Source organism: Dokdonia ponticola, from assembly GCF_042653865.1.
In the GTDB taxonomy this organism is placed as follows: domain Bacteria; phylum Bacteroidota; class Bacteroidia; order Flavobacteriales; family Flavobacteriaceae; genus Dokdonia; species Dokdonia ponticola.
This window is the reverse complement of the sequence record NZ_JBHSFV010000016.1, coordinates 48,559-70,641: the sequence shown is the minus strand read 5'-3', so window position 1 is coordinate 70,641 and position 22,083 is coordinate 48,559. Positions and strand designations below refer to the sequence as shown.

Annotated in this window: 25 protein-coding genes; 17 read left to right on the top strand and 8 right to left on the bottom strand. The window is 36.7% G+C overall.

All coding sequences use genetic code 11. The features are described 5' to 3' along the window. Window positions 1-3: 3 nt before the first annotated feature. Window positions 4-1,224, bottom strand: coding sequence for a glycosyltransferase family 4 protein (locus tag ACFO3O_RS20195; protein ID WP_379982247.1), 1,221 nt, complete (start codon window positions 1,222-1,224; stop codon window positions 4-6). 398 nt (window positions 1,225-1,622) lie between these two features. On the opposite strand from ACFO3O_RS20195, the gene ACFO3O_RS20190 reads away from it, so the two are divergent. The 10 genes from ACFO3O_RS20190 (at window position 1,623) to ACFO3O_RS20145 (ending at window position 7,054) form a co-directional block, all read left to right on the top strand. Then, a complete protein-coding gene (locus ACFO3O_RS20190; protein WP_379982245.1) occupies window positions 1,623-2,126 on the top strand; it encodes a GbsR/MarR family transcriptional regulator in 504 nt (167 codons plus the stop codon). Window positions 2,127-2,207: 81 nt separating this feature from the next. Beyond that, window positions 2,208-2,549, top strand: coding sequence for a hypothetical protein (locus tag ACFO3O_RS20185; RefSeq protein ID WP_379982243.1), 342 nt, complete (start codon window positions 2,208-2,210; stop codon window positions 2,547-2,549). Window position 2,550: 1 nt separating this feature from the next. Next, the gene (locus tag ACFO3O_RS20180) at window positions 2,551-3,438 is read left to right on the top strand and encodes a methyltransferase domain-containing protein (protein WP_379982241.1); all 888 of its coding nucleotides are present in this window, start codon (window positions 2,551-2,553) and stop codon (window positions 3,436-3,438) included. 7 nt (window positions 3,439-3,445) lie between these two features. Further along, window positions 3,446-3,787: a hypothetical protein gene (locus ACFO3O_RS20175; protein WP_379982239.1), complete on the top strand. Its 342-nt coding sequence runs from the start codon at window positions 3,446-3,448 to the stop codon at window positions 3,785-3,787. Continuing rightward, complete coding sequence (locus tag ACFO3O_RS20170; RefSeq protein ID WP_379982237.1) at window positions 3,777-4,130, top strand: hypothetical protein; 354 nt, start codon at window positions 3,777-3,779, stop codon at window positions 4,128-4,130. The genes ACFO3O_RS20175 and ACFO3O_RS20170 overlap by 11 nt, the downstream gene beginning before the upstream one ends. A gap of 12 nt (window positions 4,131-4,142) precedes the next feature. Beyond that, a complete protein-coding gene (locus ACFO3O_RS20165; protein ID WP_379982235.1) occupies window positions 4,143-4,547 on the top strand; it encodes a hypothetical protein in 405 nt (134 codons plus the stop codon). After that, on the top strand, window positions 4,544-5,455 hold the full coding sequence (locus tag ACFO3O_RS20160) for a TIGR01777 family oxidoreductase (RefSeq protein WP_379982233.1): 912 nt from the start codon (window positions 4,544-4,546) through the stop codon (window positions 5,453-5,455). Before ACFO3O_RS20165 ends, ACFO3O_RS20160 begins: the two co-directional genes overlap by 4 nt. Continuing rightward, window positions 5,452-5,901, top strand: coding sequence for an SRPBCC family protein (locus ACFO3O_RS20155; RefSeq protein WP_379982231.1), 450 nt, complete (start codon window positions 5,452-5,454; stop codon window positions 5,899-5,901). The genes ACFO3O_RS20160 and ACFO3O_RS20155 overlap by 4 nt, the downstream gene beginning before the upstream one ends. Before the next feature lie 301 nt (window positions 5,902-6,202). Further along, the gene (locus ACFO3O_RS20150) at window positions 6,203-6,754 is read left to right on the top strand and encodes a sigma-70 family RNA polymerase sigma factor (RefSeq protein WP_379982229.1); all 552 of its coding nucleotides are present in this window, start codon (window positions 6,203-6,205) and stop codon (window positions 6,752-6,754) included. A 54-nt stretch (window positions 6,755-6,808) separates the two neighbouring features. Next, a complete protein-coding gene (locus ACFO3O_RS20145) occupies window positions 6,809-7,054 on the top strand; it encodes a hypothetical protein (RefSeq protein ID WP_379982227.1) in 246 nt (81 codons plus the stop codon). On the opposite strand, the gene ACFO3O_RS20140 is transcribed toward ACFO3O_RS20145, so the two are convergent. Further along, window positions 7,043-7,612 carry a UbiA prenyltransferase family protein gene (locus tag ACFO3O_RS20140; RefSeq protein WP_379982226.1) on the bottom strand — a complete coding sequence of 190 codons (570 nt, stop codon included), beginning with the start codon at window positions 7,610-7,612 and terminating at the stop codon, window positions 7,043-7,045. The two genes, ACFO3O_RS20145 and ACFO3O_RS20140, sit on opposite strands and share 12 nt — an antisense overlap. 386 nt (window positions 7,613-7,998) lie before the next feature. Here ACFO3O_RS20140 and gcvP point away from each other — a divergent pair, with 386 nt between their 5' ends. The 7 genes from gcvP to ACFO3O_RS20105 all read left to right on the top strand — a co-directional run bounded on the left by gcvP (window position 7,999) and on the right by ACFO3O_RS20105 (window position 16,514). Beyond that, a complete protein-coding gene (gcvP, locus tag ACFO3O_RS20135; protein ID WP_379982224.1) occupies window positions 7,999-10,848 on the top strand; it encodes an aminomethyl-transferring glycine dehydrogenase in 2,850 nt (949 codons plus the stop codon). Between the two features lie 220 nt (window positions 10,849-11,068). Beyond that, window positions 11,069-12,127 (top strand): 3-oxoacyl-ACP synthase III family protein, encoded by a 1,059-nt coding sequence (locus tag ACFO3O_RS20130; RefSeq protein ID WP_379982222.1) that lies wholly within the window; start codon window positions 11,069-11,071, stop codon window positions 12,125-12,127. A 230-nt stretch (window positions 12,128-12,357) separates the two neighbouring features. Continuing rightward, window positions 12,358-12,885, top strand: coding sequence for a class I SAM-dependent methyltransferase (locus ACFO3O_RS20125; protein WP_379982220.1), 528 nt, complete (start codon window positions 12,358-12,360; stop codon window positions 12,883-12,885). Beyond that, window positions 12,885-13,736, top strand: coding sequence for a glycosyltransferase family 2 protein (locus tag ACFO3O_RS20120; RefSeq protein WP_379982218.1), 852 nt, complete (start codon window positions 12,885-12,887; stop codon window positions 13,734-13,736). Before ACFO3O_RS20125 ends, ACFO3O_RS20120 begins: the two co-directional genes overlap by 1 nt. A gap of 71 nt (window positions 13,737-13,807) precedes the next feature. Then, complete coding sequence (locus ACFO3O_RS20115; protein ID WP_379982216.1) at window positions 13,808-14,938, top strand: alkaline phosphatase; 1,131 nt, start codon at window positions 13,808-13,810, stop codon at window positions 14,936-14,938. 74 nt (window positions 14,939-15,012) lie between these two features. Further along, window positions 15,013-15,750 (top strand): MlaE family ABC transporter permease, encoded by a 738-nt coding sequence (locus ACFO3O_RS20110; RefSeq protein ID WP_379982214.1) that lies wholly within the window; start codon window positions 15,013-15,015, stop codon window positions 15,748-15,750. After that, window positions 15,750-16,514, top strand: a complete 765-nt coding sequence (locus ACFO3O_RS20105) for an ABC transporter ATP-binding protein (protein ID WP_379982212.1) — start codon at window positions 15,750-15,752, stop codon at window positions 16,512-16,514. Before ACFO3O_RS20110 ends, ACFO3O_RS20105 begins: the two co-directional genes overlap by 1 nt. Before the next feature lie 45 nt (window positions 16,515-16,559). On the opposite strand, the gene ACFO3O_RS20100 is transcribed toward ACFO3O_RS20105, so the two are convergent. The 6 genes from ACFO3O_RS20100 to ACFO3O_RS20075 all read right to left on the bottom strand — a co-directional run bounded on the left by ACFO3O_RS20100 (window position 16,560) and on the right by ACFO3O_RS20075 (window position 22,056). Further along, entirely contained in the window at window positions 16,560-17,978 is a 1,419-nt protein-coding gene (locus tag ACFO3O_RS20100) for a DUF389 domain-containing protein (RefSeq protein ID WP_379982210.1), read from the bottom strand. 21 nt (window positions 17,979-17,999) lie between these two features. Further along, window positions 18,000-19,088 carry a mannose-1-phosphate guanylyltransferase gene (locus ACFO3O_RS20095; RefSeq protein WP_379982208.1) on the bottom strand — a complete coding sequence of 363 codons (1,089 nt, stop codon included), beginning with the start codon at window positions 19,086-19,088 and terminating at the stop codon, window positions 18,000-18,002. Window positions 19,089-19,100: 12 nt separating this feature from the next. Beyond that, window positions 19,101-19,697 (bottom strand): SprT-like domain-containing protein, encoded by a 597-nt coding sequence (locus ACFO3O_RS20090; RefSeq protein WP_379982206.1) that lies wholly within the window; start codon window positions 19,695-19,697, stop codon window positions 19,101-19,103. Window positions 19,698-19,785: 88 nt separating this feature from the next. Then, window positions 19,786-20,283: a flavodoxin family protein gene (locus ACFO3O_RS20085; RefSeq protein ID WP_379982204.1), complete on the bottom strand. Its 498-nt coding sequence runs from the start codon at window positions 20,281-20,283 to the stop codon at window positions 19,786-19,788. A 12-nt stretch (window positions 20,284-20,295) separates the two neighbouring features. Further along, window positions 20,296-20,976 (bottom strand): SDR family NAD(P)-dependent oxidoreductase, encoded by a 681-nt coding sequence (locus ACFO3O_RS20080; protein WP_379982202.1) that lies wholly within the window; start codon window positions 20,974-20,976, stop codon window positions 20,296-20,298. 36 nt (window positions 20,977-21,012) lie between these two features. Next, window positions 21,013-22,056, bottom strand: coding sequence for a M28 family metallopeptidase (locus ACFO3O_RS20075; RefSeq protein WP_379982200.1), 1,044 nt, complete (start codon window positions 22,054-22,056; stop codon window positions 21,013-21,015). Window positions 22,057-22,083: the final 27 nt, after the last annotated feature.

The following is a 22,083-nucleotide window of genomic DNA, read 5'->3' as shown; positions in this document are numbered from 1 at the left end:
CATTTACTTTCCTTTATTCTTCTCTTCGATCCACTTGGACATGAACTTGGTGCTTTGTAGCGTATGATGTAGAAGCATTTGTCCTGTAAAGTTTTGCTGTCGGCGGGATAAAAGTGTATTCCTATAATTTTCTATTGTATCGTAAAAATCGTCTTCAAAATCATTTTTCTGAAAGCGATTATTGATCAGGATGCGTCCGTGATCTTGAGCTACTTTCCAGAGGTTTTTATCGGTATAGAGGGTGGTGGCCGCTTTCGCGAAAGCGGAAAAATCATCTTCTATATATCCGCCCCAGGTAAAATCTCCTTGCATGGCCTCTGCCCCAATTTGTGTCGTCACGCTTGGCGTACCGCACTGCATCGCGTCTATAAATTTGCCTTTAAGACCCGCACCAAAACGCAAAGGAGCCAATAAGACCTTAGCTTTTGAAATGACTTCATGAGCATCTTCAGCTCTTCTTTTGACGTAAAACCCTTCTTTAGGATTGTGCAATTGAAGCACTTTTTCTGAAGCATAGGCTCCATACAGGTGGAGCTGTGCATCAGGAATCATTTTACGAATTGCGGGCCAAATGGTTTGCTTCAAAACCAATGCCGCATCCCAATTGGGGGCATGTAAAAAATTACCAATGGCAATAAAATGGGCACGTTCTTCAAAAGGAACAAACTCACCTAAGACTGGAGCAACAAGGAAAGGCAGGTAATGCAGTAATTCTTTAGGCACTTTGAAAACATTCTGAAGCACTTCCATTTCATACTCAGAGATCATGAGCGTGAGATCACAGCGGTAGATGCTTGCGATTTCTCGTTTGGCAATATCGGAAAACAGATCGCTGTTAACAAACGGACGGTTTTCTTTGAGAGCCTGATGTCTTGCGTTACGCAGACAATGTAAATCTTCTGTATCCAGAATGCGCAAGGCATCTGGGCATTGTTGCGCGACACGCCAACCAAATTGCTCCTCCACCATAAACCGATCAAACAGCACAATGTCGGGTTGTTGTTCTTGTAGATAGGTATCAAAACTCGGATCGTTAAGTTTGATGATAGTGGTGGTAATTCCTTTTCTGGTAAGGTTAATGGCAAACTCACTCGGTGAAGCCGTTGAGGCATACGTTACTTCGAAATCTTTGTCTAAGAAGATATCTAATATTTGAAGCATCCGACTCCCCGCCGCCGATGACTGCGGTTCTACCCATACGCTTGAAATGACACATACCTTCACAGGGTAAAAATAAGCAATCGATGTGATTTCGATACTATTTGTTTTCTGCCTTTCGGCGAAATAAAATGATGAGGAATAGTGTTCACTATTCAGTGTTCAGTAAATAGCAAATTAAAAATCTCAACTCTTAAAAAAATCAAATTACAAAAAAAATAGCACACAGTTTTCAGTCTCAGTTTGCAGTAAACTATAAAAGCGTTCCCCAACAAGCCCCAGCACCCGAAAAATCACAAATTCCAAAAAATCAAATCTCAAATTTCAAAAACTTCGCTTCAGACTTCCAGCTTCCAACAACTTCGATTTCAAATTCGATTTCGATTTTTACTACCAATACATTATTTAACTTATAAATGTTTCAATATGTTTTGAAAGTTTAAAAATATTCGTATATTTGAAATATGAAATTTATTGAAGCAAAATCAAAATTCATCCAAACATGGGGAGCTTTAGGCTCTCAATGGGGTATCAATAAGACCATGGCACAAATACATGCCTTGCTTATGATTTCTCCCGAAGCATTAAGTATGGAAGATATTATGGAAGAGCTTCAAATCTCCAGAGGAAATACAAGCATGAATTTACGTTCGCTCATGGAATGGGGTATTGTATTTAAAGAATACAAGCCAGGAGAACGTAAGGAGTTTTTCTCTGCTGAAGGCAATATCGATGAACTCGCAAGAAAAATAGCAAAAGAACGAAGTCGAAGAGAAATCAAACCTACGTTACGTGTTTTAAAGGACATAAGTGCTATAGATGCCGAAGAATCAACCAAAGCGGCTCATTTTAAAGCAAAGACAGAAGAACTGTATGATTTTGTCTCAAGAGCCGATAATATGTTAGAAAAAATAATTGACCAAAAAGAAAACTGGATCACAAAGACGATTCTAAAGCTAATGGGATAATACCCATTTGAGTCTAAGAATAGTATCTATTTTTTTAATCTAAAGTTTCACTATTTTCTGAAACTTTAAAACATTCTGATTATGAAAACTATTAAATACATCAACATCTTTCTACTCGTACTCACCATTTCATCAGGGATATCAGGTCTTATTAGCAATGGGCTTTGGATGACAACGCTGTTATTGATATTTGTTATTGGAGTTTTTCAAGGCATTACTGGGAGTATTCTTTTTTTCTTACACCCTAATAGTATTCGTTTTCAGTTATACATAGGGGGTCTTGTGCTGTTTCTGATAAGTTGCTACCTCCCTATTCCAAAGCTCTGGATGGTTTTACCTGTCCCGCTTTTGATGTACTTCACGTTTATGATTCATACGGTGCATCAAGAAAAACAACAGTATACAAATTATAATATAATGTAAGATGAACACAACCTTATCACATACCACACATACCGATCTAAAAAAGACCCATGCAACCTCCAAGGAAATAAAAACCTTTTATGATGAGGCTACAGAGGACTACACCTTTTGGAGTCAGGATTTTAATATGCATTTTGGATACTTCTCAATTGGAAAAACAAATCTATTCCGTCGAGATACCATGCTCAATGAAATGAATACACAGGTGCTAAAAAGACTGAATCTCTCTCATTCAAAACAGTTCGTAGCCGATTTAGGGTGTGGGATGGGAGGTACTATGCGTCACTTCTTGCGAAATCATCCTTTGTTATCGATGATAGGAGTGACACTTTCTGATTTTCAAGTAAAAGAAGGAAATATCTTGTTAAAAAAATTTCCTGCAGTGATTGTGAAAGAAGACTTTAGAAAAACGTCCATACCATCAAATAGTGTTGATGGCGCTATCGCGATAGAAAGCTTTTGTCATAGTGGTCATAGTAAAGATACCCTCAAAGAGGCTTACAGAATACTACGGCCTGGCAAACGATTGGTTATAGGAGATGCCTTATTAAAAAAATCACCTGACCAATTATGCCCTGGTAGTTCCTATAGTTATAAAAAACTTTGTGAAAAATGGAGTTTGGAAGGACTTGGGGAGATAGCGCAAGTCAAAAAAAACTTAGAAGAAATAGGTTTCTCAAAAGTTACTATTCAAGACATATCGTTTCGTGTAGCACCATCTGTATTTCACGTCCCCTTTGCGATTCCCTTATTTCTTTTAAAAAAACTACTCAAGAGAGAACCTATTAAAAAGCAAAGTTGGGATAATTTAAAAGCATCCTTTTATGCGTTGACTTCTGGATTACACATGAACGATTTTGGATACTACCTCATCACCGCAGAAAAATAATACGATTATGAAACTACTATATAACATCAATAAAGTTATCATTGGTATTAATCTCATACTTATTGTAATTCCTTTTTTCGCTCTTTTATTTATGACGATAACCGGAATTGTTCAAGTAATATCCTACTTGGTAGTTCTGACTATGTGGAAACGTACCGATCCCTCCACACGCAAGTATCTTAGTATGTATCCATTTTTAGTAGGTCTTTCATTAGGGATTCTATATATAGGAACAGACACATCGTATGCTATCGCTATGTGTATTGCAGCTATACTCGCTATTGGTTTTCTATTTATTTTAAAGAAACAAAAAGATCTACCGTCAAAAATTACAACAGATGAATTATAACATCATCACCTACTTTATCTATGGGTGTATTATGGTTTTTATCATCTATAAAATCGGACTGATATGCTATCGCAACGGAAACATTTTTGTCTTACATCTTATGCCTAACAATGCACAATTATGCCTATACATAAACAACATACTATTAACAGGGTATTACCTGGTCAATATAGGATACGTCATTTATAGTATCTCGACTTGGAAAACGGTCTATAATCCACACAATATCATAGACACCATTGCCACACATTCAGGGGGTATTATTCTTATTTTAGCCGTATTACACTACATGAATATCATTGTATTACAGCTCTTTTTCAAATCTCAAAAACAATACGTATAAACACACATTAGTATGGAAACTTCAAAAATTATTATCGGTTATCTCATTTACTTACCTATTATTATTTTACTTACCTTTTTTGTTTCAAAAACCTTATTCAAAAACGGACGTATTTTTATGATCGAAATTTTTAAAGGACGGGAAGAGATTGCACTTTCTACCAACCGTCTCTTTGAAGTCGGTTTTTACTTACTCAACATCGGTTTTGGGCTTTCTATTTTAAAAATTCCCAGTTATCATTTTAACGAAACCTACCAAGGGCTCATAGAAGTGTTGAGCACAAAAATTGGCGGTTTTTCTATCTACCTAGGCATCATGCTATTCTTAAACGTATTCCTATTTTTAAGAGGTCGTAAAAAATCAAGATCAACGAGTATGCAACGAGTTCAAGGACCTACCGTAACACCAAATCTATGAGTAAATTAATCATTGCAGGAGGAACAGGCTTTTTAGGAACGGTCATTACATCGTATTTTAAAGACGCTTTTGACGAGATTGTTTTGCTTTCGCGAAAGCAAAAAAAACTTGAAAATCATTGTAGAACGGTTATCTGGGATGGTAAAACTATAGGTCCGTGGACTTCCGAATTGGACGACGCAGAGGTCCTTATCAACATGGCAGGCAAATCCGTAGATTGTAGATATCACTCTAAAAACAAAGCGCTTATTTTAAATTCTCGGATAGATAGCACCAAGGTACTAGGGGAAGCCATTGGTTTGTGTAAAAAACCACCAAAGGTCTGGCTTAACTCCTCTACAGCGACCATTTATAGGCACTCCTTAGACAAAGAAATGGATGAAGAGACAGGGGAAATTGGCACAGGGTTTTCGGTAAGTGTTGCCAAAGCATGGGAAAAAGCATTCTTTGGATCAGAAACACCCCATACCCGAAAAGTAGCCTTACGGACCGCCATTGTACTTGGCAAAGATGGAGGCGCTTTGCAACCCATGATCAATATCACCAAATTAGGATTAGGCGGAAAACAAGGATCAGGGCATCAAAAATTCAGTTGGATACATAAAGATGATTTTGTGCAAATCATTGATTTTTGCATCAAAAACGACACTCTAAGCGGGGCTATAAATGTGGTATCACCTCATCCGTCTGATAATAAAACAGTCATGCAATTATTGCGTAAAACCCTTAACATTCCCTTTGGCATCCCATCTAATAAAACGCTGCTAGAAATTGGAGCATTTTTAATCAATACAGAAACTGAGTTACTATTAAAAAGCCGAAATGTTATTCCAAAACGCTTACTTAAACAGGGATATACATTTACGCATGATGACTTAGAAATGGCTTTAAAAGAATTAGTTTCATGACTGTAATTATAATATATACAGAAATTCAAAGCACTGCAGAAAAAGCTTTTGAACTCTCATTAGACATCGATTTTCATAAGAAAACGGCCTCTCAAACAAATGAGCAAGCCATTGCTGGGGTAATGTCAGGGATTATAAAATATAATGAAACCGTTACTTGGAGAGGCAAACACTTTGGCGTGTATCTAACACACACTTCGCAAATAACAGCTTATGAAGCGCCTAGATATTTTGTAGACGAAATGATTAAAGGAAACTTTAAAACCTTTAGACATCAACATTATTTCGAACAAAAAGAAAACATGGTTCAGATGAAAGATGTAATTACCTACACTACTCCGTATGGAATATTTGGGAAGCTATTTGACCGATTCTTTCTCAAAAAACACATGACTGATTTCATAAAACATAGGAATCAAACGATTAAAACAGCATTAGAAAAATAAAAGTAAACCTAAATCATATAAGGTTTAGAAAAAGGCAAGTTTTTGTGTGGTGCGGACTTGCCTTTTCAAACACAAAACAGAACGTATAGGGGTTACGTTTAATGATCGTTCTTTAACCAGAATTGTACTTCATAAATTGATTGTCAATATTTCCTTTTTTGTAGCAGATACCCAACAAACAATCAAATTCAAAGAACTTTACGTTATTTTTACGGGATAACAAGGATATATATTTTATGATATCCATATAAAGTTTATCAAAATCGTTAGTTTTGTTTTAATCCTACATATATAATAGGCTATGCCATCAAACCAAATAGATCCTACAAAATGGGTCGATCAATATTCAGACTACTTATTTAATTTCACGATTGCTCGTGTAAATGACAGAGAAATGGCTCAAGATTTAATATCTGAAACATTTCTGGCGGGTCTTAAGTCCATGAAAAATTTTAAAGGAGAAGCCAGTGAACGTACTTGGCTGATATCTATTTTAAAACGAAAAATTATTGATCATTATCGCAAGTCAAATTCAAAAAAAGGAAAAGCAGAGGTTCACATTAACTATAAAGATGATGAGAGTGAAGGCGATTGGCTAGAAGAACGTGTGGCTGATCCATTTGATAAAACTGCTGAAGATCAAATTCAAAATGAAGAATTAGGAGAAGCTATATACAACTGTTTATCAAAGCTTCCAGAGAAACAAGGCACTATTTTTAGAATGAAAACAATAGATGGATTTGACACCGAAACTATTTGTAATGAATTTGATATCACGCCGTCTAATTTTTGGGTAATAATTCACAGAGCGCGTACAGCGATGGCTAGTTGCATGGAAAAGAACTGGTTTTAATATGAATTATATCTAATGTGTGCTATTTTAAAATACTGAAAAAAAATAAAATTAATGGGACTATTTAATATTAATTGTCACGAAGGAAAGATGCTCTGTGATAAAAATCAATACAAAGAGACTTCACTTTGGGAAAAGATAAAACTTAACTTTTATCTTATAATATGTAGTGAATGTAGAGCATATACTGCAAACAATAATAAACTTACAAAAGCAATAAAGAATCCTAAAGTTGATAGTGTCAGCCAAGACGAAAAAAATGCTCTTAAAGAACGATTAGCTCGTGAATTAGGACAGTAATTCTGGCAATACACACAATAAACCCCACCAAATCATTGGGAGTCCTTCCACAAAAAAGGACGCATAATACGTAGACTGTTTATCTGAAGATCTGATCAGAAATAGCGCCGATGCTACTGCTACAATACATAAAGCGACTAAATTTTTATACTGGAATTGATCTTTAAAAAACTCCATGATTATAAATATTATAAGCAATCCTACTCCTAAAACCTTCGTATATTTTATTCCTAAACTTTTTGGGATGGTATGAATCTCATTACGGTCATAATTCAAATCCCGCATATCAAAAGGTAGCGTAATGACGACGACAAACAAAAATCGTTGCACAAAAGAAATCCAAACATCTATACCGAGCTCCTGTCCAGCATTTAGCACTGGAAGAAGTACCGTAACACCTGCCCAAACAAAAGCAATGGTGTACATTTTTGCACCATAAAATGAACGTAAATTACGCTTTCTCGAAAAAATGGGGAGTGCATACAACAATGTCAAAACTCCAAAAATAGCACATACAAACAACACTTCATAAGGAAGACGGTTTGCATAAAATACCATACAAAAAAAGCTAACTAAAGAAAATAATTGTATCGCTCGCAGGGACTCTGTGAGGCTTCTATGGTGTAATTTGGCCAAACTTGAGTATTTAATAAAATTATATCCTGTAATACTTGCAAAAAAAACGAAAAAAACAAAATCTTTTTGGCATGAAATGTCTAACGTTCTGCATGTCACAAAAACCAACGCAACCACAGCTAAACTCACGTGCACACTACTGTTGATGTAAAAATTAAAAATACGTACTACCCATTTCATTAGACAAAAATAAGATAACTGTTAATAAGCCCTTAAAATCGTTTACAACTTACGCAATCGCGAACTTTAAAAGGTATATTTTTTACAGTTTTAAGTCGTAATTTTGTTACTCAAAAATTCAATCCAATATGAATACTGATTCTTTTGCTTTACGCCATATAGGCCCTAGAAGATCTGATCTTCCAGAGATGCTTCAAAAAGTAGGTGTTGAAACTATAGACCAACTCATTTTTGAGACGATTCCAGAAAACATCAGACTTGATCAACCACTTACGTTAGATCCTGCAATGAGTGAACACGAATTTGCAGCACATATTCAAGAACTAGCTTCAAAAAACACAGTATTCAACTCGTACATTGGGTTAGGATACCACCAAGCAGTAACACCCGCTGTTATACAACGTAATATCCTAGAAAATCCAGGTTGGTACACAGCATACACGCCTTACCAAGCTGAAATTGCTCAAGGAAGGCTAGAAGCGTTACTTAACTACCAGACCATGATCACAGATCTTACGGGTATGGAATTGGCAAACGCATCTTTATTGGATGAATCTACAGCTGCTGCAGAAGCTATGGCTCTTTTATTCGCTGTTCGAAGCAGAGAACAGAAAAAAGCAGAAGTCTCAAAATTCTTTGTGTCAGAAGAAATTCTTCCACAAACACTCTCTTTATTACAAACAAGAGCGACACCTATTGGTGTAGAACTCGTTGTAGGAAATCACGAAACCTTTGATTTCTCACAAGATTTCTTTGGAGCTATTTTACAATACCCTGGAAAATCTGGACAAATACATGATATCGCAAACTTTGTAAATCAAGCAAATGCTATTGGAATTAAAGTGGCCGTCGCTGCCGATATCCTAAGCCTTGTAAAACTAAGAGCTCCTGGAGAAATGGGAGTAGATGTTGTGGTAGGTACTACGCAACGTTTTGGAATTCCACTAGGATATGGAGGCCCTCACGCTGCCTATTTTGCTACAAAAGAAGCATATAAACGTAACATCCCTGGACGTATCATCGGTGTTACAAGAGATATGAACGGCAATCGTGCTTTACGTATGGCACTTCAAACCAGAGAGCAGCATATAAAACGAGATAAAGCCACGTCTAATATTTGCACTGCTCAAGTCTTACTAGCCGTTATGGCAGGAATGTATGGGGTGTATCATGGACCGGAAGGTTTAACACATATCGCTAATAAAGTTCATAATACAGCCACCACACTTGCAGATGCATTAGAAAAATTAGGCTTATACCAAACGAATACCGCCTATTTTGATACCATCCAGATCAAAACAGATAGCCAAAAAATAGCAAATATTGCCACTGAGAACAATATCAATTTTTACTATCCAGACGCAGAAACAGTTGCTATTTCTATACACGAAGCAACAACAATCAAGGACTTAAATGCAATTATTGCTGTTTTTGCAAAAGCATTAGACAAAACAACTATTGAAGTAAAAGAACTCATTGAAGGTTCTTCTATCAATAATGGTATCGCTAGAGACACACCCTTTTTAACGCTAGATGTATTTAACAGTTACCACTCGGAAACTGAATTAATGAGATACATTAAGAAACTAGAGCGTAAAGACCTTTCCTTAAATCATTCTATGATTTCTTTAGGATCGTGTACTATGAAGTTAAATGCTGCTTCAGAAATGCTTCCTTTAAGTGATCCACAGTGGGGGAATATCCACCCATTTGCTCCATTGGATCAAGCAGAAGGGTATCAAATCATGCTCAAAAAACTGGAAGAGCAACTTACTGAAATCACAGGTTTTGCGGGTACATCATTACAACCAAATTCAGGAGCTCAAGGTGAGTATGCAGGTTTAATGGTCATACGCGCTTATCATGAATCTAGAGGCGATTCTAACCGAAATATATGCTTAATTCCATCATCTGCACACGGTACAAACCCTGCAAGTGCAGTAATGGCAGGAATGAAAGTTGTTGTTACCAAAGCATTAGAAAACGGAAATATAGATATCGATGATCTTCGCACCAAAGCAGAAGAGCACAAAGAAAATCTAGCCGCTTTAATGGTTACCTATCCTTCGACTCATGGAGTATACGAAAGCGCCATAAAGGAAATCACATCGATCATTCATAAAAATGGAGGCCAAGTATATATGGACGGTGCCAATATGAATGCACAAGTAGCCTTAACAAACCCTGGAGCGATTGGAGCAGATGTATGCCACTTAAATCTCCACAAAACATTTGCAATTCCACATGGAGGAGGCGGACCCGGTGTAGGCCCAATTTGTGTAGCAAGTCAGCTAGTACCTTTCCTACCTTCTAACCCTGTGATAACTACAGGAGGTGACAAAGCCATAACTGCGATATCTGCTGCACCTTGGGGTTCTGCTCTAGCCTGTCTGATCTCTTACGCGTATATCACAATGCTTGGAGAAAATGGACTCCGTAAATCAACAGAATACGCGATCTTAAATGCCAACTATATTAAAGAACGTTTAGAAGGACATTACCAATGTCTATATACAGGAGAACGTGGCCGTGCTGCTCACGAAATGATTATAGATTGCCGACCATTTAAAGAACACGGTATCGAAGTAACAGACATCGCAAAACGTCTCATGGATTACGGATTTCATGCTCCAACCGTATCTTTCCCTGTCGCTGGAACAATGATGATCGAACCTACAGAAAGTGAAAGTAAAGAAGAGCTGGATCGTTTTTGTGATGCTATGATTAGTATCAGAAAAGAAATAGACAATGCTGCTAATGATCCAAATAACGTGATGAAGAATGCACCGCATACACTTGCGATGGTTACATCAGACACATGGGATTTTCCATACACCAGAGAAAAAGCAGCCTATCCACTCTCTTATGTTGCTGATAACAAATTCTGGCCCACTGTAAGACGTGTTGATGACGCGTATGGAGATCGTAATTTAATATGCACCTGTGCCCCTATTGAGGAGTATATGGAAGAAGCATAGCTTTTAAATGTAAAATATAATAGCAGGTATCTTAGATGCCTGCTATTATATTTTACATATTCTTTAAAAAAAAAATAAAATCAAACATTCAACAATAGATATTGCACTATTTTTAAATAAATAACAATAAATTCATAAAAATATAAGCATAAATTCATCTTGAATTAAGTATTTAATCGAGTTTCATTACTTTTACCAAATAATAAAATACAACCATATTATGGGTATTAAAATTACAGGAATAGGAAGTTATATCCCTAGCGCAGTCGAAAAAAATGAAGATTTTAATAACCACTTATTTTTAAATAGTGATGGTTCTACTATAAATTATGACAACCCTGTTATTATAGAAAAATTCAAGGCTATTACAGGTATTGAAGAGCGCAGGTATGCAAAAGACCACCTCACTTCCTCAGATTTAGGCTTTTTTGCAGCAGAAAAAGCAATTACCAACGCAAACATAGATCCAGAAACCTTAGACTATATTATTGTAGCTCACAATTTTGGAGATGTACAAAAAGGGAAAACACAAAGTGATCTTGTACCCAGTCTAGCATCACGTATTAAACATAGCTTACGTATTAAAAACCCTCGTTGTGTTGCCTATGATATTTTATTTGGATGCCCAGGATGGATAGAAGGTGTGATTCAAGCGCAGGCCTTTATCAAAGCAGGTATGGCAAAAAAATGTTTAGTCATTGGTACAGAAACCCTATCTCGGGTTGTAGATGCTTATGATAGAGATAGTATGATTTATAGTGATGGAGCTGGTGCAACGATTATAGAACAAGATGATAGCGACACAGGAATTCTTGCTTTTGAAACAGCAACCTACACCTACGACGAAGCGTATTTTCTGTTTTTCGGAAAGTCTAATAAACAAGACGACACTGAAGACACTAGGTATATAAAAATGCACGGTCGTAAGATTTATAATTTTGCCTTAACCCATGTCCCACAGGCCATGAAATCATGTCTTGAAAAAAGTGGTGAAAAAATAGAAAATGTAAAAAAGATATTTATCCACCAAGCCAATGAAAAAATGGATGAAGCTATCTGCGAGCGTTTTTATAAGTTATGTGACTATCCAATGCCTAAAAATGTAATGCCTATGAGCATCCATAAATTAGGCAATAGTTCTGTAGCGACTGTTCCGACCATATTTGATCTTGTTATCAATGGACAAATAAAAGATCAAGAAGTACACAAAGGAGATTTAATCCTTTTTGCTAGTGTAGGCGCAGGTATGAACATTAATGCTATTGCATATAGGTATTAGATTTTTTTTCTGTTGTCTTTCCAAATCACATTGAGTATCTTCGGACACTACGTAATGAGTTACTAATACCAGTTTAATGATGAAATGTCGTATTCTTAATTTGAATTATTTTTTATTCAGATGAAATAGAAAATCAAAGCATAGCCACAGTTACGGTTTTATTTTATATTGAAATATGGATAGAAAAGAAACGAATTATATGCGATATTTTATGGTTAAAATGGTATAATATGTACGAGAATACTTTTCCTAGCAAACGCTATAAGCATACGATTCAATTTCTTAAAGAAGTAGTTCCAGATACCAACACGACTATTCTCGACTTGGGAGTACGCAATCCTTTTGTAGACTTTATGGAACGCGAAGGATACACTGTAAAAAATACTTCTGGCGAAGATTTAGATCTTGATGCTACCGCTTTACAAAAACAGGAATATGATGTCATTACTGCATTTGAGATTTTTGAACATCTCTTATCCCCTTTTCATGTTTTAAAAGATGCCAAAGGCTCTAGAATAGTGGCTAGTATCCCTCTTAAACTTTGGTTTTCTCCTGCCTACCGAAGTAAAACAGATCCTTGGGACAGGCATTATCATGAGTTTGAAGATTGGCAATTTGATTGGATTTTTGAAAAAGCAGGTTGGGAAATAAAAAAACGACAAAAATTTACAAATCCAGTAAAAAAGATAGGAATCAGACCCTTACTACGTCTTTTTACACCTCGCTACTACCTGATTTATGCCGAAAAAAAATCATAATGGATGTATATATTGTGATACCATGCCATAACGAGGCGACCCTTATTTCACAAACACTAGAATCACTAGTGGCACAAACAGTGCTGCCTAAAAAAATTGTGGTTGTCAATGACCATAGTACTGACACTTCTGAGGAGGTGATATCCGCTTTCGCGAAAGCGTACCCATTCATATCCCTCATAAATTCTTATGCAGAGGCAACCCACCTTCCTGGCAGTAAAGTCATACAAGCCTTTCAAAAAGGATTAGAAACACTCGATGACCAATATGATATTCTATGTAAATTTGATGCGGATCTTATCTTCCCCCCGAATTATATAGCCACGATCATCACACATTTCAAAAAAGATCCAACCGTAGGTATGGTTGGTGGTTTTTGTCATATCAAACAAGGAAACTCTTGGGTTTTGGAGAACCTTACTAACAAAGATCATATAAGAGGGGCTTTGAAAGCCTATCGAAAAGAATGTTTCGTACAAATAGATGGTCTCAAAGCTGCTATGGGTTGGGATACTGTGGATGAGCTTCAAGCTAAATTTTATGGTTGGCAAATTATCACAGATGATCGTCTTGCCGTTAAGCATCTAAAACCAACAGGCAACACTTACACAAAAGCGGCAAAATACAAACAAGGCAATGCTTTTTATGGTATGAGATATGGATTTATGCTTACTGCTATAGCCTCGTTAAAGCTAGCCATACGTAAAAAGAAATTAAGCTTCTTTTTTGATTATATGAGAGGATATTTTCGCGCAAAGCGACATAAACATGCTTATCTTGTTACCAAAGAAGAGGGTGCCTTTATTCGAAAATTAAGATGGAAAGGGATTATTTCTAAAATAACCCCTTAAATTCTTAACAGTATCCTTACACAACAACCTCTTATATATTAGTATTTTTACATTGTTATAAAGCCCATATTATGTCTACATTTAGAACGCTCCTTATAGGAATAGCTACCGTATCGATGTTCTTTTCTTGTGCTACCAAGAAAATCACTGCAACACCGCAACCTCCTGTAGTCCCACAACCTCCTACAAAAACCAAGAAAAACACACCTAAAAATATCATCATTATGATTGCTGATGGCACGGGATTAAGCCAAATATCAGCAACACAATTTTATCACTCTGAGCCTTCTAGCTATGAACGTTTCAAGCATATAGGACTTATTAAAACATCGTCGTCTAGTGACCTCATCACAGATTCGGCTGCAGGTGCAACAGCATTTTCTGCGGGTATCAAGACCTATAATGGAGCGATTGGAGTCACCAACGATACGATTGCCGCACCTACCCTGCTAGAAGACTTGTCAGAACGTGGTTACGCCACAGGAGTTATTGCAACCTCCACCATAACACATGCAACGCCTGCCAGTTTTTACGCACACGTTAGGTACCGAAAAATGGAAGAAGAAATCGCAGAAGCTCTCACCTACTCTTCAGTTGATTTTTTCGCAGGGGGTGGTCGTGAGTTTTTTGTGAATAGAGCTGACAAAAAAAACATGATCAGCGAACTCACAAAAAATGGCTTTGAAATAGACACCGTATCTTTACAAACCAATATGCGTATGGATGAAAATAAAAAATATGGATTTCTCCTTGCCGATGGAGGAATGCCAAAAATGATAGATGGAAGGGGCTCCTTTTTATATGACGCAACAGCATTAGGGCTTTCGTATTTAAAGAAAGATAAAGATGGTTTTTTCTTGATGGTAGAAGGATCACAAATCGATTGGGGAGGGCATTCAAATGACGAAGACTATCTCATCGGAGAAATGATTGACTTTGATATTGTGTTGGGAAGTGTATTAGATTTTGCAAAAAAGGATAAAAACACACTAGTTATTGTTACTGCAGATCATGAAACTGGTGGATTTACACTTGCATCTGACGATGGAGATTACAATAAAATAAAACCTTCATTTTCTACCAAAGGACATTCAGCAACCATGGTTCCTGTATTTGCCTACGGCCCTGGTGCTGAAAAATTTTCTGGCATCTATGAAAACACAGATATCTATAAAAAAATTAAAACGCTATTAGATTTATAGAACTTTCATAAAGCATAGTAAAATAGCTTTACCCGAATTTTATTTTGTTAATTTAGCGCTCTTAAAGCAAGTACATGACATATCTACACGATATAGGGAAATACTTCATCATGATTAAAGAGACCTTTGTCAAGCCGACAAAAGGTAAAGTTTTACGAGTATTAATCTTTAAAGAAATTGATGATTTGATTATTGGTTCTCTAGGAATCGTTGCTTTTATCTCTTTTTTTGTGGGTGGAGTTGTTGCAATACAAACAGCACTTAACCTAACCAATCCTATTATCCCAAAAGAATTAATAGGCTTTGCATCAAGACAATCGGTAATTCTTGAATTTGCACCTACATTTTTATCCATTATTATGGCTGGTAAAGTAGGTTCTTTTATCACTTCTAGTATAGGAACAATGCGTGTCACAGAACAAATCGATGCCCTAGAAGTGATGGGTATTAATTCGTTAAATTACCTCGTATTTCCTAAGATTGTGGCCATGTGTTTTTATCCTTTTGTGATTGCCATCGCCATGTTTTTAGGGATTTTTGGCGCCTATGTTGCTGCTGTTTATGGCGGCTTCACCACTGCAGATCAGTTTGTATCGGGTCTTACAGATGATTTTATCCCTTTTCATATTACCTATGCCTTTTTAAAGACATTTATATTTTCTTTCCTGCTTGCCACCATACCGTCGTTTCATGGCTTTTATATGAAAGGTGGTGCACTAGAAGTAGGAAAGGCAAGTACCACTTCTTTTGTCTGGACAAGTGTCGCTATTATTGTTACGAACTATTTTATCACTCAAATGTTATTAAGCTAATGATAGAAGTACGCGATTTAAGGAAAGGATTTGGAGACGTAGAAGTTCTTAAAGGACTGAATACGACTTTTGAAAAAGGACAAACCAACCTCATTATTGGACAGAGTGGATCTGGAAAAACAGTGTTTATAAAAAGTATGTTAGGGCTGTTTACGCCTGATAGCGGTCAAATATTATATGATGGTGTTTGTTATTCTGATTTAGATTTTGAAGAACAACGTACCATACGCGAAAAAATAGGAATGGTATTTCAAGGCAGTGCACTTTTTGATTCTATGACTGTCGAGGAAAATATCATGTTCCCTCTACAGATGTTTACAAAAATGAAAAAGGCAGAAATGCTTGAACGTGCAAATATTGTCATAGACCGTGTCAATCTTGTTAATGCAAATCATAAATTACCATCAGAAATATCGGGAGGTATGCAAAAACGTGTTGCAATTGCGAGGGCGATCGTAAACAATCCTAAATACCTTTTTTGTGACGAACCAAACTCTGGACTAGATCCGCATACGGCTACCGTCATAGACAACTTGATACAAGAAATCACCATAGAATACGATATTACCACGATCATTAATACCCATGACATGAATTCTGTGATGGAAATTGGCGAGAAAATCATCTTCCTAAAGGAAGGACACCTAGCGTGGGAAGGAGATAAAACGCAAATATTTAAAACAGATAATGAAGAAGTAACCAACTTTGTATACTCTTCAAATCTTTTTAAAATGGTACGTCAAGCTCAGAATGCCAAACAGTAGTAGTCACTAAAACACATTAGCATATAATCATAAAGAAAACAAGGACTAATCGTTTTTCAATACGATAGAATCTGTCTTAATCTGCTTTTTTAACCAATCCTTTAATTGTGTTTCTTTTATTTTAACCACACTATCACTTAAAGCCTTTTTCCACTTTACAGACGCTACGTTGACCGTATCTACCGTTCTAAAATCATTAGAAACGAGCATTTTAGAAAACCCAAAAGATGTGAGATCTTCAAATTCGATTTTGGCATCCTTGGAAACTTCAGAAAAAGAAAATGAGTTGTTCTTGGCATTCATACCCGCAATCTCATTTTTTAAATTTTCTATCTGACTTTGTAAGCCAGCAATAATATTATCCTTTTCATCTAAGTCACTTATGGCTCTATCATAAGCATCAGATATTTTGTCAAAACTTCTATTTTTGTTTCCATTTACAAGTACCTCAAAATCTCCTATATTATCATATCCTTTTACTTCATTTCTTAAGTCAGTAACCGTTGCATCAGCTATTTCTCCATTAAAATATAAGGTGATTATTTTTTTATCCGTATCCAAAATTCCTTTCTGAAACCAAAGATCATTATTAAGTTCTACTTCTTTTTGAATAAAACTATTATAATCACTTTCAAAACCACTGTTTTTCAACACTCTTAAAAAGGTAATGGTAGGATAAATCATTACTATAATAGCTGCCAAAGATGCTAATTGCGAAATACGCTTTCTCTTTTTAGAATTTGCGTATTTAATCATTGGGAAACGCAATACCTTTAACACAATAAAGGTCGCTAATGCAATAAAGATTGTGTTAATCGTAAACAGGTTCATCGCGCCTAAAAAGTATGGAATATTTCCATTAGCTAGTCCGTAGCCTGCAGTACATAAAGGAGGCATTAAAGCCGTCGCAATCGCCACTCCAAAAATCACACTGGCGATCGTTCCTTTTTTGGTTCGGGCGATAATCAATGCTAATCCCCCAAAAAAGGCAATGAGCACATCTCTAATATCAGGTTGGGTTCTTCCTAAAAGCTCAGAGGTTTCTTGATTTCCCAATGGGAAAAACCTGAAAAACAAATAGGCTGTAACCAAACTTAACACGATCATAATCGCCAAGTTGATCAGTGATTTTTTTAAGGTATCAATATCATTAATCGCAATAGACATCCCCATCCCAAGAATAGGTCCCATTAATGGAGAAATAAGCATCGCTCCTATCACCACTGCGGTAGAGTTTGCATTTAACCCTATAGACGCCACAAAAATAGAGCATATTAAAATCCAAGCGGTTGCCCCTTTAAATGGAATATCATTTTTAATATGTTGCATAGTCGCTTCACGGTCGGTATCTGCTCTAAAATCGAGAAGCTCTACCATAAAAATCTTTAAGCTCTGCCAAAGTCCTTTTGCATCCTGCCTAACCGCATCTTTGCTTTGCTGCGTGTCTTTTTCTATTTCGCTCATCTGAATCCCTTATTTTTTGAACTACCCTAAATTACGACCAAATTTTGATTGTACCGCATTGCGTATTTCTTTAATATCCTGTTCCTTAGATTTTGGCACAATAACGAGCACATCGTCCTTTTCAACGATAATATAGTCTTGAAGTCCATCGACTACTACCACTTTATTTCCTTCGGTTCGGATAATAGTACCTGACGTATTTGAGGTGATGACTCTCGCATTGATAATGGCATTTTCATCTTGATCTTTGTCCATTTTTTCATACAAAGAACCCCAAGTCCCTAAATCATTCCAGTCAAAAGTAGCAGGCACCACTTTTACGTGCTTATGCTTCTCCATGATCCCATAATCAATACTTATATTTTCTGCTTGAGGATAATATGTATTAATAAAATCTTGTTCGTCAATAGTATTATACACTGGAATTCCTTTAGCAAATAAGGTGTACATTTCTGGAAGGTGCGCTTTAAATCCGTTTAATACGGTTTGTGCACTCCAAATAAACATACCCGCGTTCCATAGGTATTCTCCGCTATTCACAAATTGTTTTGCTGTGGTATAATCTGGTTTTTCTGTAAAACGTTTCACCGCTTTCGCGAAAGCGGAATCCGTCTGATCATAATTGATATATCCATATCCTGTATTAGGAAACGTAGGCTGAATCCCAATCGTGGTAATCACATTTTCTTCTTGGGAGGCATCAAATGCAATTTGTAAATCGTGCACAAATGCGTCTTCATCTTCAATCCAAGCGTCACTAGGCGCAACAATCATCACCGCATCTGGGTTTTCTTTTTCCACCTTGAGTGCCGAAAGCAAAATGCAAGGTGCTGTATTACGCATCGCTGATTCTAAGACAATGTTTTTTTGTGCAATCTGCGGAATTTGCTCCTTCACCAATGCATTGTACTTACTATTGGTCAAAACGAGTATCTGATCTTCAGGAACTAGTTTTGCCAGCCTATGAAATGTTTTTTGCAAGAGTGTTTCTCCTGTACCCAACATATCGTGAAATTGCTTAGGATATTCCTCGACGCTTACAGGCCAAAAGCGAGAACCCACACCTCCTGCCATTAATAATGCATAATAATTCTTATTTTTTGCGCTCATACTTCTTACTTCTTAATCCAATTGTTCAATCTCAGCATTAGGCTGAAATAAATACACCTTTCCTGTGGATACTTCTACACATTCATAGCGTTTGACACGCTTAGTTCCTTTTCGAAAAATCTTACCATTATAGATTCTAAATCTTGATCCTGTAGGAATCTCAAAGATATAGTTTTTATCAGTGGGCGGATCATACTTTTTGAGCGCTACCGACAGATGTGCATCGGTATCACTACTGGCTTTGGGGTTTTTAAAATGCCGTGCGATATAGGGCAGTACCTCCTGAGGAAAAATATCAGGACGAATGAATGGAAGCATTAATACCTGAAAGGTCTGCTTCCACTCTTTACCGTGTGGTTTTATGTAGCGACCATACTTCTCAAAGGCAACCAGATGTGCAATCTCATGAATAAGTGTCATTAAAAACCGATACTTATTTAGGCTTACATTTACGGTAATTTGATGTTGCCCATTAGGCATTCTTCGGTAATCCCCGTGACGTGTAATGCGTTCATTGACGATTTTCAAATACACACCATGTGTTTTGATCAATTCAAAAGCGGGGTTTGCAGCTCTTTCTGGGACGTATTTTCTGAGGGTTTCTACCATTTATATTCTTTTGTAAAATAAGAATATTCTACTTTTCAAGCAAGAATTAGACATATTTCATTTTTTATATCTCCCTGAAAAATTAGTGCTAGTTACCTACATTCATTTCTTTCACAAATCCCTCTAGTAACTGTTGACAATCAAGCGTATCTACATGAATATTCCCTAGATAAGTCATGCCTAAATAGCCTGCAGTACTTTTAAAGGGATGCCAAAATACATCTTCGACGGTACTATCCAGACTGCAACTCATCGCTCCAAATCCTTTGCCTCTTAATTGTCTTCCTAAATCCTTTTCTATTGTTAAGAGATCAGAAATTCTATCAAAAAATACTTTTAGAATTCCGCTCATGGTATACCAATAAACAGGTGTAGCTACAATGATGTTTTGATACTCTTGGATAATGCGTTTCATTAAAGGGAGGAAATCATCATCCTTATTGGCATGTTTATAATCATAATAACTAATAGCATAGTCATTTAGATCTACCATACTGCAATCTATAAGCTGCTGTAATTGCTGAACTACTTTGGCGGTATTGCCATCAGAACGAGAGCTTCCTAAAATGATAACTGTTTTTTCCAATAGGATGTATATTTAAGGCGTACTCGCAGATACCTGTAACAATTTCCCGTTATAGAACTTGTTCCCCGTGAGTGCGAAATCTGCTAAATACGTTGCCATTTCTTTAGCCGTCAAAGGTGCTTGATAGCCAGGAAAGGCTTCTTCCAGCATTTCGGTTTGCACAGCACCTAGAGCAACCACATTAAAAGCGATCTGTTGTTCTTTATATTCTTCGGCGAGGAGTTCGCTCCATGTAATCACAGCCCCTTTACTAGAACTATAAGCTGCAAGCCCAGGAAATTTCATACTTCCTTGTACACCGCCCATACTACTTACCGTCACTACATGTGCCCCAGAGGTCATGTAAGGAAGTACTACTCGCGTAAGCTCAGCCACACCAAATACATTCACTTTGTACACGGCTTCAAAATCGTCCATGGTCGTTTCGGCAAAAGGTTTATTTAAGAGCGCACCTGCATTGTTAATCAGCACATCTACTCCTTCCCAATCACTTTCGATAAAATCTGTCACTTTTTGGAAATGCGTAGCGTCAGTGATATCAAAAGAGAACGCCGTAATATTTTGCATATTGAGGAGTTTACATGGTGTTTCATTTCGCGAAAGCGCAAGCACTTGATGCCCTTGATTCGCTAGTATCTGTACTAATTCATACCCTATTCCTCTGCTCGTTCCTGTTACAATAATCTTTTTCATATGCGTGTGGACGGATGTCGCAATCCGTTATCATTATTAATTTTGTTCGTTCATTTTAATCTCCTGCGTAGGAGTATTTGCCATACGCTCTAACCCTGGAATGAGTTTCTGAATCACGTTTTCCATAAACGGAATATCCATTTTATCTGCTTCATCTCCTACCCCATGATAGTGATCATAGTTCGTAAAATCAAAAGAAGAAATGGTGTGTGCAGGAATCCCAAATTCTTGATAAAACGGATAGTTATCACTCCGCATAAAAAGATTAAATTCTTTCGCTTTTGGCAAGAATCCTATCACGTTTTCGCCTGCATATTTATTAAATTTTGCAGGCATATTGGAAAGATCGTACCCAGAAATATAGACCAAATGATCTTTTTTTATCATAGGAACCCCGATCATTTCTATATTAAACATCACATACGGCGTGGTCTTTTGGTCTTTAAGACGCTTCGCCAAATGTTTTGATCCTAACAACCCTTTTTCTTCAGCAGAGTATAGTGTAAAAATAAGAGTGCGTTTGTTTGTTTTCGCTTTCGCGAAATGATCTGCAAGTGCTAAAACAGTGGTCGTGCCAGCAGCATTATCATTGGCTCCATTTGCGATCACATCATCCCCTACAGGCTTTCCATTTCCAATATGATCATAGTGCGCTCCAATGATGATAATTTCATTTTTTAGTGCTGGATCATTGCCTTCTACAACACCTACTAAGTTGAAAGCATCCTTTTCTTTTGCTATAAAGTTATCTCTATACGTATCAAAATAAGGTGCTACTCCGGCATTTCTAAAACGGGCTTCTATAAACTGTGCCGCAATTTCTATCCCCATACTTCCTGTATCTCTTCCTTCTAACTCATCTGAAGCTAAAAACTCAATGGTTTTTTTTACAGAAGTCATTTTATTGATGTTAGGAAACACCATGGTCACCTGATTCTTTCTAGCATCAGGCATAGGAACATCTGGCACTGTTACAGGCGGCGGCGGAGGCGGAACATTGGATTGATTTACGGGTTGTAATGATGTAGTACATGACGTTATCATCACAGCCATCACTATATAAAAAATTATTTTTCTCATAGGGTTTAAAGATAAAAAAATCCCACC

Coding starts and splice junctions, on each gene's coding strand:
- ACFO3O_RS20190 (WP_379982245.1), top strand. CDS start 1,623: ATGAAATTTATTGAAGCAAAATCAAAATTCATCCAAACATGGGGAGCT.
- ACFO3O_RS20185 (WP_379982243.1), top strand. CDS start 2,208: ATGAAAACTATTAAATACATCAACATCTTTCTACTCGTACTCACCATT.
- ACFO3O_RS20180 (WP_379982241.1), top strand. CDS start 2,551: ATGAACACAACCTTATCACATACCACACATACCGATCTAAAAAAGACC.
- ACFO3O_RS20175 (WP_379982239.1), top strand. CDS start 3,446: ATGAAACTACTATATAACATCAATAAAGTTATCATTGGTATTAATCTC.
- ACFO3O_RS20170 (WP_379982237.1), top strand. CDS start 3,777: ATGAATTATAACATCATCACCTACTTTATCTATGGGTGTATTATGGTT.
- ACFO3O_RS20165 (WP_379982235.1), top strand. CDS start 4,143: ATGGAAACTTCAAAAATTATTATCGGTTATCTCATTTACTTACCTATT.
- ACFO3O_RS20160 (WP_379982233.1), top strand. CDS start 4,544: ATGAGTAAATTAATCATTGCAGGAGGAACAGGCTTTTTAGGAACGGTC.
- ACFO3O_RS20155 (WP_379982231.1), top strand. CDS start 5,452: ATGACTGTAATTATAATATATACAGAAATTCAAAGCACTGCAGAAAAA.
- ACFO3O_RS20150 (WP_379982229.1), top strand. CDS start 6,203: ATGCCATCAAACCAAATAGATCCTACAAAATGGGTCGATCAATATTCA.
- ACFO3O_RS20145 (WP_379982227.1), top strand. CDS start 6,809: ATGGGACTATTTAATATTAATTGTCACGAAGGAAAGATGCTCTGTGAT.
- ACFO3O_RS20140 (WP_379982226.1), bottom strand. CDS start 7,612: ATGGTATTTTATGCAAACCGTCTTCCTTATGAAGTGTTGTTTGTATGT.
- gcvP (WP_379982224.1), top strand. CDS start 7,999: ATGAATACTGATTCTTTTGCTTTACGCCATATAGGCCCTAGAAGATCT.
- ACFO3O_RS20130 (WP_379982222.1), top strand. CDS start 11,069: ATGGGTATTAAAATTACAGGAATAGGAAGTTATATCCCTAGCGCAGTC.
- ACFO3O_RS20125 (WP_379982220.1), top strand. CDS start 12,358: ATGTACGAGAATACTTTTCCTAGCAAACGCTATAAGCATACGATTCAA.
- ACFO3O_RS20120 (WP_379982218.1), top strand. CDS start 12,885: ATGGATGTATATATTGTGATACCATGCCATAACGAGGCGACCCTTATT.
- ACFO3O_RS20115 (WP_379982216.1), top strand. CDS start 13,808: ATGTCTACATTTAGAACGCTCCTTATAGGAATAGCTACCGTATCGATG.
- ACFO3O_RS20110 (WP_379982214.1), top strand. CDS start 15,013: ATGACATATCTACACGATATAGGGAAATACTTCATCATGATTAAAGAG.
- ACFO3O_RS20105 (WP_379982212.1), top strand. CDS start 15,750: ATGATAGAAGTACGCGATTTAAGGAAAGGATTTGGAGACGTAGAAGTT.
- ACFO3O_RS20100 (WP_379982210.1), bottom strand. CDS start 17,978: ATGAGCGAAATAGAAAAAGACACGCAGCAAAGCAAAGATGCGGTTAGG.
- ACFO3O_RS20095 (WP_379982208.1), bottom strand. CDS start 19,088: ATGAGCGCAAAAAATAAGAATTATTATGCATTATTAATGGCAGGAGGT.
- ACFO3O_RS20090 (WP_379982206.1), bottom strand. CDS start 19,697: ATGGTAGAAACCCTCAGAAAATACGTCCCAGAAAGAGCTGCAAACCCC.
- ACFO3O_RS20080 (WP_379982202.1), bottom strand. CDS start 20,976: ATGAAAAAGATTATTGTAACAGGAACGAGCAGAGGAATAGGGTATGAA.
- ACFO3O_RS20075 (WP_379982200.1), bottom strand. CDS start 22,056: ATGAGAAAAATAATTTTTTATATAGTGATGGCTGTGATGATAACGTCA.